Source organism: Paenibacillus sp. ACRRX, from assembly GCF_022346885.1.
Classification (GTDB): domain Bacteria; phylum Bacillota; class Bacilli; order Paenibacillales; family Paenibacillaceae; genus Paenibacillus_B.
In genome coordinates, this window is record NZ_JAKRNK010000001.1 from 1,211,257 (window position 1) to 1,225,532 (window position 14,276).

Below are 14,276 nucleotides of genomic sequence, written 5' to 3' on the forward strand. Positions count from 1 at the left end.
TTTATGAAAAAGAAATTGTTTGATCTGTCGATTCCTCCAAACGAATCAGCTCGTCCACCTGTTCAGGAAGTATCCAAACACGATATGGCTATTATTGGAATATCGCTTCGGATGCCGGGAGCCGACAACATCCGTGACTTCTGGCAGCTTATGCAGGAGGGAGCAGATTGCATTTGCAAGCTGCCGGAAGCAAGGGAACGTGATGTGCGACGTCTTCAACAACTGGCAAACCGGTCTGAAGCGATTGAATTTGGCGAGGCAGGATATCTCACTGACATCGATGCGTTTGATTATGACTTTTTTGGAATATCACCAAAAGAGGCGGCGCTTATGGACCCACAGCAGCGCTTGTTTCTCCAAGTGGCTTGGGAATCGCTTGAACAGGCAGGTTATGGAGAAGCAAGAGTACGCAGCAGCAGCACAGGAGTCTATGTGGGCTTCAACAGCAATCACGCCGGCATATACCAGCAGATGGTACAGCATGCCGAACCAGAGGCTGTCAATATTGCGTTTGCAGGAAACATGGCGCCAATCATTCCGAGCAGAATAGCTCATTTGCTGGACTTAAAAGGACCTGCAATGTTGGTTGACACAGCTTGCTCATCTTCATTAGTAGCCGTACATCTTGCGTGTCAAGCGATCCGTGCGGGGGATTGTCAGATGGCGATTGCCGGCGGGGTACGAGTACAGCTGCTGCCAGTAAAAAGTGGATTTAAGATTGGAATCGAATCATCTGATGATCGAACGAAGACATTTGATGAGCGTTCTGACGGAACTGGGTGGGGAGAGGGGGTCGCAGCCATCGTGCTGAAGCCTTATTATAAGGCGAAACAAGATGGCGACCCCATCTACGCGATCATTAAAGGTAGTGCAATTAATCAAGACGGACAATCGGTTGGCATAACGGCGCCGAACCGCGAGGCTCAAGAAGAGGTGCTGATGCAGGCTTGGCGGCAGGCGGGCATTCGTCCAGATACACTTGGTTACTGGGAAGCTCACGGAACAGGGACGAAGCTTGGCGACCCGATTGAAATTGACGCAATCCGTAATGCTGTGGCTCGCTTCACTGATCGCAAGCAGTATTGTGCGATTGCTACAGTGAAATCCAATATCGGCCACCTGGATTCGTGTGCTGGTATTGCAGGCGTGATTCGCGCTGCATTGGCGCTTTATTATAAACAGCTGCCGCCGATGGTTCATTTTCAAACGCCGAACCGACAGATTAACTTTACAGATTCGCCTGTCTATGTGGAGACGGTATTGCAAACATGGGAGAGCACGCCAGACCACCCACGCCGATGCGGGGTTAGTTCCTTCGGTTTAAGCGGGACCAATGCACACCTTGTCATGGAAGAAGCACCGCAGCTTCAGTCTGCTTCAGGTGTGCAGCAACGGACTGGGTTCCATCTCTTTACGGCGTCTGCGCGCAATCAATCTCAGCTGCGCGTCCTGCTTAGACATTATCTGGAGCATCTTATGGCAGACGGTTCTGAATCAAGTCAATGTCTTGGTGATTGGTGTTACACCGTCAACACGAGTCGAGGTCATTATGCTTATCGTGCTGCCGTAGTTGTCGATACGTTGGAACAGCTTAAGCGAGTGCTGGAGCACATGGTTCTGGAAGGGACTGATCGAGTAGAACAATCAGATGGGATCTACTATGGTGACGGAGGGCTCGCGACAACTCAAGTCCATTCGTCCAGTGCAAATGAAGTTGATGATCATATGTATGATCGGTCGTTAGCTTTTGACTATAGCATGTGCGACGAGGCTTCACTTCATGTTCTTGCACAACGCTATGTAGACGGGGAAAGACTAGACTGGTCAGCCATGTATAACAATCAGATGTATCGCCGACTACACTTACCTGTTTATCCGTTTGCAAAACTGCGCTGCTGGATTAATCTGGGTCAGGACGTAAATGAAGGAGCTGATAATTGTGATGGTGCCGACTTGCCCGATCTTTATGTCCGCGCCTGGATCCCGTGTGCACCAACTTCATCTGAGGAGGATCATATAGCGGATTCAAGGCTGCCGGGTCAAACAGGAACCTCCCTGCATGCTTTTTCTGGAAGAAGGGTAATGCTTGTGCACCGTGGTCAGGTACGAGCACAGCAAGTAAAGGAATTGTTGTGCTCACGTGGTGTTCGTGTCACAGATCTGAAGCTAGGTACTGCATTTACAGCCCTATCGAAGGATGAATATGTTGTACGCGGCACACAGCATGATTACACGGAAGTGTTAACGCAAAGCGGTACAGACAATGAATATATAACACAAGTCATATTTGATATGACCCCTGATAACGAGGATGGAGATGCCAACGTGATGAACAGCAGGGCTCTGTTTACTCAGAGCCTGGAATGGGGGGTGTACACACAGTTTTCATGGATAAAAGCTTATTTAACTGCAGGTTGTTCACAGCTTTTAGACATGCTAACCATCGTGAGCCATGCCCATCTCGTCACACAGGAAGATAGACTCGTCAGACCGGAATATGGACCGGTTATTGGCTTTACCAAGTCTATTCCGCTTGAATATGGACACATCAGCACCCGGATTTTTGATTGCGACGCATTTACCACGGCTGAAGAGATTGCTGCTGAATTAGCTAACAGATTCGAGACTGCTGTAGTTGCACAGCGAAACAGCAAGCGATATCGAGAACAGATCCAAACGTTAGTATCATGGAATGATGTAAACACGGCATCTGAAGGGAGCGCTGAACTTCGATCACCTGCTATTCGCGTAGAGACGGATTTCTCTTGTGCCAATGGTCGGCAGCTTGAATCTGATGCGACTGCGGCCTCATACCAACAGTTTGATAGCAATCAGATCTTAAAGTCAGATGGTGTATATGTCATGACTGGTGGGACTGGTGGTATTGGACTCACGTTGGCGAGACACATTGCAAGTCAGCATCACATCTCAATTGCATTAATTGGGAGAAATATACCCAGCCAGTTGTTGCAAAGGAATGATGCAGCTGAAGTTTATTTGACTGACGATGCTTCGTATCCACCTAAGCTCTTAGATAAGCTGCGCACAGCTGCACAGGACATCGAATCGCTTGGGTCGCAGGTATATTTCTACTCTGTTGATGTGTGCGATGAAGCAGCCGTGTCGGCGCTAATGGCGAGACTGCGGTCGAAATTCGGCCGAATAAATGGGATTGTGCATAGTGCCGGGGTGCCTGGCGAAGGATTTATTATTCGCAAAGACATGGAAGTGTTTCGTAACGTATTAGCGCCAAAAGTGCAAGGGACATGGAACTTGGAGCATGCGACTGCAGCTGATGAACTTGATTTCTTTATTCTTTGCTCTTCCATGACCAGTGCTTTCGGTGGGGCAGGCCAAAGCGATTATGCGGCAGCCAACGCTTTTCTCGATCACTTTGCTGCTTATCGAAGTCAAACTGGCAGTTCACGTACCATTTCCATACAGTGGCCGACTTGGCGCGAAACAGGGATGGCAGTTGAACGCGGCATCAATATGAATCATACGTGGTTTAAGCCAATTTCGAATCGTCAGGCCTGCATGATCTTGGATCATGTGCTTGCAGGAGGGCCTCCAGTTGTCATGGCAGGAGAATGGCAGCCCTCCGCTCTCCACGGCAGTACTGCGCTTACAGCAGCGCTGCCGCTATCCCCTGACATCCATCAGCGATTACAAGCAGCTGTTGCATCGTCTCAAAAGCAGGATGCAACTCCAGCGAGGCAGTTTAAGCCGGTTGTTGTTAAAGGGGAGTCAATCTCGGAAATGGCAGCCTATATTGCGCAGGTGTGGCGGGAAGTGCTTGGTTTTGAGGAATTTCATGCAGAGGCTAACTTCTTTGATATTGGTGGAGATTCGATCATGATTGTCAGCGTGCATCGCCTGCTTGAGGAGCGATACACAGGTGTGACGACAATGGTAGACCTGTTTATGCACCCTACAATCCAGTCTTTATCGATGTTCATCGACAAGCGACTGCAAGAAATTGACGTTAAAGACTGCATGGAACAGCAAGTTGAAAAGCAGAAATCAGACACGCGAATTGGGGCAGGTCAGAATACGGATGTGAGTTCGTTAGATCAAGCTGAGTATGAAGCAGAGCTGCTTGCTTTATTTGATCAAGTAGAACAAGGGAAGCTATCACAGGGAGAAGCCTATCGTCAGTTGGACCGGAGGGAGGAGAAGCGCCAATGAGCAAATTACGCCAGACTATATTTGATTATACGGTTGCGGGAAAAATGGACAAGCGTGTCGGCGTTGAACTGCTTACTTTGCTTAAACAGGAGGAAACGGGCAGTCCACACGATATAGCGGTCATTGGAATGTCATTTGATCTACCTGGTGCTAACGGCGATGACGCCCTATGGGATGTCCTTGAAGGACGTCAGGACTGTATCCGCCCCTTTCCAGACGCACGTCTACAAGATGTGGCCGCTATGTTGGAGCAGCTTGGCATGACGGGGCTATCACTGTCTGAGTGTGGATATTTAGATGAAATTGACAAGTTCGACTATGATTTTTTCCGGCTTTCCCCTAAAGAGGCCAGTCTAATGGATCCGCACCAACGATTATTTCTAGAAACAGCATGGAAAACGATTGAGGATGCAGGATATGGGGGATCACGACTCAAAGGAAGTCGAACAGGTGTCTATGTTGGGTATAACGGCTGGCCTTTATACGAGCGTATGATTACCAGTACGATGCCAGGTCAGGCACAGATTGCGACTGCAGGCAACGTGTCCTCTATAATTGCAAGTCGAATTGCGTATTTGCTCGATCTGCATGGACCTAGTCTGCTTGTGGATACCGCATGCTCTTCATCGCTAGTGGCCGTTCATTTGGCGGTAAGAGCAATCCGCAGCGGAGAGTGTGACATGGCCATTGCAGGAGGGGTTAAGTTAAATCTGCTGCCTATGGTGCATGACAAAAACAATATCGGCATCCATTCCACTGACTTCCGAACGAAGTCATTTGACGCCAGTTCAGACGGAACAGGATGGGGCGAAGGTGTTGCTTCAGTCTTGCTAAAGCCGCTTGATCGTGCGCTGGCAGATGGAGATGTTATCCATGCGGTCATTAAAGGGAGCGCCACCAATCAGGATGGCAACTCCAATGGCATTACGGCGCCTAACGCAAGAGCGCAGGAGGATTGCATCGTGCGTGCATGGGAGGATGCGGGTATTACGCCGGATACAATTCGATATGTGGAGGCGCACGGAACGGGAACCAAGCTTGGGGATCCGATTGAGATCGAAGGCATCAAGCGAGCATTTGGCCGCTACTCCGTGCAAGGGGAGCGAAGACCTATCGGCACGGTTAAGTCTAATATTGGACATTTGGACAGCGCTGCGGGCATTGCTGGTCTCGTCAAATCGATTGTCATGCTTAAACAGCGAAAGCTGCCGCCACTTCTTCATTACGTGAAGCCTAATTCACAAATCAACTTTGAAGACTCACCTGTTTTTGTGAATACAGAGACAAAGGTGTGGGAAGGAGATGGCCCGCTTCGCGTTGGGATCAGCTCATTTGGACTTAGTGGAACAAACTGCCACCTCATCTTAGAAGAAGCGCCGCTGCGCCGACCTCGACCGGGCTCGGATTTATTACGAGCCACGCCATACGTACTGACTTTATCAGCCAGAAGCCAACAATCATTAGAAACATTAGTCACTCAATACATACATGCGTCCGTTTTATGGGATAAACAGTCGGCGAGTGACCATCATGATGAACCTAATACAGAATTTGAAAAACTATCTTCTATCTGCTATATATCCAATACTGGCCGCGGCCATTACGAGTATCGGCTTGCATTAATTGTAAGCCACCTGACAGACGTGGCTGCACGACTCAACGAATGGCGACAGCAGCCGACAGGTAATCGTTATGTCTATTTCGGACAGCATAAGTTGACAACACGAAAGAAAGAAGACGGCATTGCGATTACTGAAGTAGAACAGCACGAGTTAGGGCGACAAGCAAGTGAAGTTATATCGCATGCCTTGACATATCAAACCAAAGAGCAGACTTCAGTGTATATGGAACATCTGCAGCAGTTGGCTGTGTGGTATGTGCGAGGCGCGCAGGTGCCATGGAAAGAACTGTATTCTGTACATTCTCCTGCTGCAATTAGACTGCCGGTCTATCCGTTTGAGCGCAAGCGGTGCTGGCTTGACGCTTCTTGGTTGGTAACAGCACCTCCCACGACTGAAAGGGAAGATGACGCAGCGGTTCATCCCTTGCTGGAGCGACTTGCTATACGTACATTTGACGAAGAGGTGTTTATTACCTCATTTCATCCTGACAGACACTGGGTACTAAGTGATCATCGAGTGCTGGCTTTTCCTACAATTCCGGGTACAACCTATATCGAGATGGCGCGTAAAGCCTGCTCTGCTTACGTTAACGATGATGTGTTGGAATTTAGCAGTGTTTATTTTCACACGCCGATGGTGTTTAGGCAGAGCCAAGCGATTGAAACACATACCATTGTAAGGCGTGTTGGGAGCGGATTCGAATTCCGTATCGTAAGTAAACAGGACAAACATACTCCAGAAGCATCGGAATGGCTTGTTCATGCAACTGGAGCCATAACCGTCAGGCCTAAGAAGATGGCGCCAGTGCTGGACGTTACGAGTGTTCGCTCACGTCTTAAGCAGCAGGATTGGGGAGCAAATTATGAAGTGCGCAATCCGGCTATTCAGTTTGGCCGCCATTGGACGGATATTCGATTTGAAGAAGTGTACAAGGGTGAAAATGAACTGCTCTTACATTTATCATTGCCGGAGTGTTATGACATGGAAAGGCTGCAAATGCCCTTTCATCCCGCATTGATGGATGTGGCGATCACCTTTTGTGGCGACATGATTACAAGTGGCATGTATTTGCCTTTTATGTATGAAGGATTACGTGTATACGGTGAGGTGCCTTCCACCTTGTATTCTTACATCCGAATGGAGCCTTCTGCCGCCGAAGATCGCGCAAAGGAAGTTGTGCGTATGAAAGTGACGATCTGTGATGAAGCGGGAAATGTGGTCGTGGATGTGGAGCATTTTACGCAAAAGAAAGTTCGTCAGATCGACACGCTTCATCCAGACGAGCCGCATCTGTTTCGCAAAGAATGGGTAACCGATTCCTATCAGGGCAATGAAGCTGTTGAAGGCAATGAAGTCATTAAAAGTCTGAATCCGGGGGAGACAGTGCTGCTATTTACGGACCAATCGCGAATTGCCAAGGACGCGGCAGACGAACTGCGACATCAAGATATACAAGTGATTGAAGTCGAGATCGGAACATGCTTCTCACGCACAGCATCCGGATACACAGTAGGTGCAGCGGCAGCTGATTATGAGGAACTGATTGCAGCCATCCGAGATCATCATGTGTCGTATGTACTGCATATGTTGCTTGCGGGTGAACAGGAACCTGTTGATACACTTCTGGACCTGCATAAGCGATTGGACGATGGTGTGTATAGTCTTTATCACTTGATTCGTAGTTTTGTCAAGTTGATGCCAGGTATCCCTATTCACCTGGCCGCGGTCTTGAGATATGCCGATATCGTGACTGGAGACGAGCCTTATCTACAGCCGGACAGCTATTCGCTGACGAGTCTAATGAAAGTGATTAGCCAAGAGCATCATCATATTCACACGGCCTGCTTTGATTTAGATGATTACACGCCGGCTTCTGTCTGGCTCCAGGAGCTTGCATCGGATAGTACAGGGCTCTATTGTGCTTATCGCAACGGCATCCGCTATGCCGAACGCTTCGGTGTTGTTCCTGCTGCTTCTTTGGACAGACAGCCACTTGAGTACCGTTCTGATGGGGTTTACGTAATAACTGGCGGAACAGGCGGTTTGGGCTTGGAGGTGGCTCATTATTTAGCTGGACGTGGTGCTCGTCACCTTGTTCTTCTAAATAGAGGCGGATGCCCTGATCCTGCGCATTGGGAAGCAATCTTGAGTAGTTCAGATCAACCCAAAACGGCTCGTGTAGTAAGAGCACTTATGGAATTGAAGCAGCAAGAAGTAGAGGTAGCGGTGCAAGGTGTAGATTTGTCGAATATGGATGACCTGCGTACCTGTTTTCAGGACATACGCGAACGTTATGGTGCAATATACGGTTTGTTCCACTGTGCAGGTGTTGCAGGAGAAGGTGTAATTACTCGCAAGTCAGTGCAATCTTTTGCGGGCGTCATGTCACCAAAGGTAGAGGGGACTTGGCTGCTAGATCAGGTTACGTCTGAAGATCAGCTGGATATAATGGTTCTGTTTTCATCCTTTTCCAGCATAGTGGGCGGTTACGGCCAGGCGGATTATGCGACAGCTAATGGATATATGGACGGATATGCAAAATTGAGAAGTCTGCGCGGGCGACGCACGTTATCTATTAATTGGCCTGCGTGGAGCGATGTCGGCATGGCGGTGGATTATAATGTGGACTTCCATAGCAATATACTTCATGCCGTTTCAACTAAGCAGGGATTAGCGATGCTGGAAGAATTGATGGATATGCCAATCACGAATGCAATTGCAGGGAATATCAATTGGTCTATTGCGCTATCGGCAGGTATTTCTGCCATGATGCCGCTATCCATCGAACTGGAAAGCTGGATGAAGGAAAGTGCCCTTCAATTGCGGTTTACGGACAAGCAGCAGGCTGTTCATGAACAGACCGGGACAGCAGGCACCGTAGCAGGTACCGTAAGTCTTCTGGGTACAACTGCTGCAAATGAGATCGAGCAGGGACTGGCACGCGTATGGGGGGAACTGTTTGGTAGACAAGAGATTGATATCGACGATAGTTTTTATGACCTCGGGGGGGATTCCATACTGGCGATCACGATGCTTCCCCAGCTTGAACGTCTCTTCCCAGGCACAATAGATATTTCAGACTTATTTATGTACCCTACCATACGAGAACTTAGCAAGTATATTGAGGATCAAAGAGAACAGGCGAGGAATCAAGAAGCGGCAGCTGCTGATGAAAAACACATGATTGTCGGTACAGATGTGCTTGAGGAATTCGACTTGGATGAACTCTTGACGCAGGTTGAACAGGGAAGCGTGTCCGTGGATACCGCTAGCGATCGTTTGCATACCGTCAACACGCATTCCAGCACTAATTCATAAGAGTGTCATTCATGGTTGCATAACTATCCCTATTAGAACCCCATTTACAAGGAGGAATTTCTATGTTTAGAGAAATGCACAAAGCCAAAATTCACCGCGCTACCGTCACTGAGGCTAACTTGAACTATGTCGGAAGTATTACCATCGACCAAAATATTTTAGATGCAGCGGATATTTTGGAAAATGAAAAGGTACAGGTCGTTAACATCAATAATGGAGCCAGATTAGAAACGTATGTCATCTCAGGTCCACGGGGCAGTCGGATGATTTGTCTGAATGGCGCAGCAGCACGGCTCGTGCAGCCTGGCGACAAGGTCATTATTATGTCTTATGCCTTAATGAGCAATGAGGAAGCGATGATGCACAAGCCAAGAGTCGTCCTCATGGGTGATGACAACGAGATGGTTGATGAATGTTATACGGAGCTACACTCTACGATGGCATAAACACATAGGAGGCCAGGCGCTAATGAACGAGCAGATGCAGCGGCTTATATTAGAACAACTAGCAGCCGGCAAGATTACAAGAGAGAGTGCTAAGGAGCAGTTGTCCAATCTCTTACGTCAAGATCCCTCAAAATTTGGGACTGCGGAGGGACAAAATAAACAATCCTTCGCAGCTTCAGAGACGCGATTGTATGATCTTTCCCATGCCCAGCGCGGGATGTGGCTGCAGCAGCAAATGGAGCCAGGACTTACTACGTACAATTGTCCCTTTTATGTCCATCTGCATACGGATTCCCGCTCTGATGATTCGTCAGAGGAAGATTATCGGATGAACCTTCCTGCCGCCGATCTAAATCGAGCGGCTTTGGAGAAAGCCCTTCAGCTTGTGGCTGAGCGGCATGAATCGTTGCGAACCGCATTTGAAGAAGTAGGGGGGGAGCCGAAGCAAAAGATATATTCTGATGTTAAGGTGAGGCTTCAATATGCAGATTTAAGAGTACAAGCGAAGCCAGAGGAGGAGCTGGAGCGGCAGATTTGGATAGATAAGCAGACGCCATTTGATCTGTCAGTTCCTCCTTTCACTGCTAAGCTCTTCCAACTTTCCGCACATCATTATTGTTATTATGTGAACATGCACCATATCATTATGGACGGCTGGAGCACAAAGGTGATGGTAGATGAAATGTTTGCCTATTACCGGCAGGAAGCGTATGGCATCCCTGCTGGCTTGCCAAAGCTGCCCCTAAGATATGTAGATTATGTTCAGGATGAATTGTTGTGGGAGCGTTCAAATGAGGCGCGGATTATCGAGCAATACTGGTTGAACGAATTATGTCATCCCTTGCCTTCATTGCGTCTGCTTGGTGACTATGAGCCGGTTCTACCCCGCACTCATCGCGGAGGCTATGTAACCTCTTCCTTCAGCGGTCATCTGGTAGAGCGGTTAACGCAGGCGGCCAAACACTCTAATGTTACCATGCACATGTTGTTTCTAGCTTGTTACGTTATGCTGCTGCACAAGTTGACGGGTGAGGATGACATCATAGTTGGTGTCCCAGTACTCCAACGCAGTAAACCCGAGCTCCAGCACATGGTAGGTGTGCTAATTAACGTGACCTGTATCCGAGTTCAGTTCGATAAACGAACTTCGTTGGCTGAAATCGTTGCACAAGTGAAGGAGAAGACGCTGCTTAGTCTAAAAAACAGTAGGCTGCCATTTGAGCGCATTGTGTCCGAAGTGAATCCGAACCGGGTCATGGGTCAGAATCCGATCTTTTCGACATTGTTCCAATTTTTTGATTATATCCCACAAGCGAACGATGGCGTTTCGATGTTTGATTTAAGCTTACAGTGCAGACAGGCTAACGATTCGATATTACTCCGGATGGAGTATGCGAGCGATCTATTTGAACGGGATACGGTAGAGCGTTATCTTTGCTATTACATGAGAGTAATTGAACGATACGCTGCAGAGCCTTCACAGCAGCTATCCGAACTGCAGCTGCTCGAGCGAGGCGAGGAAAATGCATACATTACACGATTGATATCTAGCGGCGAAAATAGGTCAGCGAGTGAGGTCTTGCCGTTTCATCAACAATTTGAGCGGCAAGCTGCCTTAACGCCTAATGCTGTAGCCCTCAAGTGCGGCGACCGCGAGCTGTCTTACAGCAGCTTGAATGCACGTGCCAATCAATTAGCCCATTCGCTGCGGTCGCGAGGAGTAGGTCCTGAGGGTATCGTAGGCCTGCTCACAAGACGTACGCCGGAACTAATAATTGGGATGCTGGGCATTTTAAAAGCTGGCGGAGCTTATGTGGCTATAGATCCGACTTTCCCAGAAGAGCGGATTCGAACCTTGCTGCAGGATTGTGGAGAGCAGCATTTATTGACGGAGAAATCGCTTGCAGGGATGATTCCTTCAGTAGAAGAATGGTATTTAGATGATCCGGAATTATATGCGGATCTTTATGACAATCCCATCTGCTTAACACAAGCTGACCATCTCGCTTATGTATTGTATACCTCGGGATCTACAGGACGTCCAAAAGGGGTTATGATTACACATGGGTCCTTGGCTCGCTTTGTCACTAGTTTTAGTGAGCGGATTCCGTTTACAGCAGGCGCTAAAATGGCTGGTCTTGCTACAGTATCGTTTGATATTTTTGTTGTGGAGCACCTTATTCCGCTTACGTGTGGAATGACGGTTGTCCTGCTGCAAGAACGCGAACAGCAGGACCCACGTCTAATTAACGACACACTGCTGCGGGAGAAGGTGGATATCCTGCAAATTACACCTTCCCGCTTAAAAATGTGGCTGCGTGAAGAGAAGCATCTTGAAAGCTTGCTGCACCTGAAGATCCTTATGATTGGAGCGGAGGTATTAACTTCTAATCTGCTAGCTCAAGTGCAGGCCAGGACAAAGGCTCGTATATATAATTTGTACGGACCTACTGAAACGACAGTTTGGATGATGAGTAAAGAAGTAACATCAACTTGTGAGTCAACGTCCATTCCAATTGGAACGCCGCTGGCAGGCGTGGAAGCGTACGTGCTGGACGAGGAGCTGCGGCTGCAACCACCAGGCGTTGCTGGAGAGTTATGCATAGGTGGGTCTGGCGTAGGGCGCGGCTATATGAATGATGCAGAACTGACAGCTAGTAAATTCGTAGCTCATCCCTTTCAACCCGGTCAGCGGATGTATCGAACCGGTGACAGAGTGAGGCTCAGCAGAACCGGTGAATATATATACTTAGGCCGTACAGATCATCAGGTAAAGGTAAGAGGTTACCGGATTGAGCTCGGAGAGATCGAACAAGTGTTGCTGGCTAATGCGGGAGTCAGCGAGGCGATCGTCCATCCGTGGACAAATGAAGCGGACGACCGTGTCTTGTGTGCGTACTGTGTGAGTCCCGATGCACTAGACGTTGATAGTCTTCGTTCTGAGCTGGCAAAACGCTTGCCTGACTATATGATTCCTACCTTCTTCTTGCGGTTGGCTGAGGTACCCTTAACACCTACGGGAAAAGTTAATCGAAAGGCATTACCAGATCCGTTTCAGCATGCTGATGCTCAAGTCGCCCCGATTACAGAACCAAAAACAGACGCTGAGCGGCAGCTGTTTGAAATTTGGAAGCCGTTTTTTCATCATCGTTCTTTTGGGGTCACTGATGATTTTTATACTCTAGGCGGCAATTCTATCATGGCTATACAAATGAGACATCAGCTGGAAGTACGTGGGTATACGATTGATGTCGCCAATTTGTTTCAATATCGAACTATTCGTGGATTAGCTCCACATATAAGCAAACTAGAGCAAGAGCAGGAACAGGAATGGGGGATTCTATCCGCAAATGTTGAAGGAACTGTTGTACTAACAGACCTTCAGCTACGCTATCTGCAGGCCAATTCCTTTTACACCGTTCAAGGTAGCTATTTTTCAGCCGTGCTCAGCCGTGAATCAGGTTATCAACTAGAGATGGTCAAGCTTGCCCTGAGTCGGCTTGTGGAGCATCATGATGGGTTGCGAATTATGTATTACGGAGGCGGAGAACTGCCAGCTGCATACAATCGGGGTATGTATGAACCTTTGTTCCGTGCTGAGAGATGTCAAGTATCAGATAGTACAGAGACAGCTTCGATTCCAGAGGAACACACGATTTGGGGAGCGTATACAGCAGTGAACATGAGTATATTCGAGCCGCTGATAGAAGCTAAAGTCATCATACTGCAAGAGCAGCAGGTTGACGCCCTAGATAACCAAGTTCTAGCTGAGACAGGATCAGATGCCACACGTATGCCAGAGCCGTTGGCAGGTCCTTTTCTGGCACTGCGCATTCATCGACTGCTTGCAGATGAGCATTCGTGGAGTTTATTACTTAGCGATTTCTCAACCATTTATGAGCAGTTGTCGGCACATACGCAGGTACGTCTCCCGGCAAAAACAGTATCGCTGCGACAGTGTTCGAGATTCATTAAACGGGGATATGAGCAGACGAAGCTCACTATTTCGCCTAACCGAATCGGAGATAGCATGTCGATTAAACGCAGTATGGCGCGTTGGCAGCAAACGCTGATCGTACCGATATTTACTGATCGTAAGTATAAGACCTCGGGTATCAGTGTGCAGGCTTCAGGTGATACGACCATATCAAGACATGTTGATCTGGAGCAAACAGTGCTATGCTTGCTGCTAGATGCGTTGCAGGATTGTCAGTTTATGCATAACCGGCTAGTCATTAGTCGATGGCTGAATTTGCGTGTACATGATCTGTCAGCGTATGATACTTCTCGAACAGTAGGGTGGATGCAGCGGGAAGACTTGATAGCAGCGACTTATCATGCTGAATCGCGATCATGGGACTTTCATGCCGTAGAGCCAGTTGGGCGTGAGGAAGAGGCGAAAACGCGAGGGTGCGATGAAGCGATGAGCGAGGTTGGCTTCCGATTTAGCGATATGCCCGTTGATTCAGAGCAACAACGTCTAGTTCGTTGGACAGCTCCGATTGATGGGCTCCATAACTTGTTTGTAACCATTCACAAGAGCCACACCTACTTGACTGTGCTAATTGACTATGATCAGAATTGTTGGCAGCAAAGTGTCATTGAACGTCTGTATAGAAAGCTGGAATCCGGCTTTGATTTATGGCAACCAGGAATCGAAGTGGCCGCAACCAAATCATAAAAAAGGGTGTTCTCCCGCTGA

4 protein-coding genes are annotated in these 14,276 nt (G+C 48.3%); all 4 read left to right on the top strand.

Translation table 11 applies throughout. The features are described from left to right. Window positions 1-3: 3 nt before the first annotated feature. The 4 genes from MH117_RS05545 to MH117_RS05560 all read left to right on the top strand — a co-directional run bounded on the left by MH117_RS05545 (window position 4) and on the right by MH117_RS05560 (window position 14,255). The gene (locus MH117_RS05545) at window positions 4-4,188 is read left to right on the top strand and encodes a type I polyketide synthase (RefSeq protein ID WP_239327632.1); all 4,185 of its coding nucleotides are present in this window, start codon (window positions 4-6) and stop codon (window positions 4,186-4,188) included. Further along, the gene (locus MH117_RS05550; protein ID WP_239327633.1) at window positions 4,185-9,128 is read left to right on the top strand and encodes a type I polyketide synthase; all 4,944 of its coding nucleotides are present in this window, start codon (window positions 4,185-4,187) and stop codon (window positions 9,126-9,128) included. Before MH117_RS05545 ends, MH117_RS05550 begins: the two co-directional genes overlap by 4 nt. 62 nt (window positions 9,129-9,190) lie before the next feature. Further along, window positions 9,191-9,574: an aspartate 1-decarboxylase gene (gene panD / locus MH117_RS05555; RefSeq protein ID WP_239327634.1), complete on the top strand. Its 384-nt coding sequence runs from the start codon at window positions 9,191-9,193 to the stop codon at window positions 9,572-9,574. Between the two features lie 22 nt (window positions 9,575-9,596). Then, entirely contained in the window at window positions 9,597-14,255 is a 4,659-nt protein-coding gene (locus tag MH117_RS05560; protein ID WP_239327635.1) for a non-ribosomal peptide synthetase, read from the top strand. Window positions 14,256-14,276: the final 21 nt, after the last annotated feature.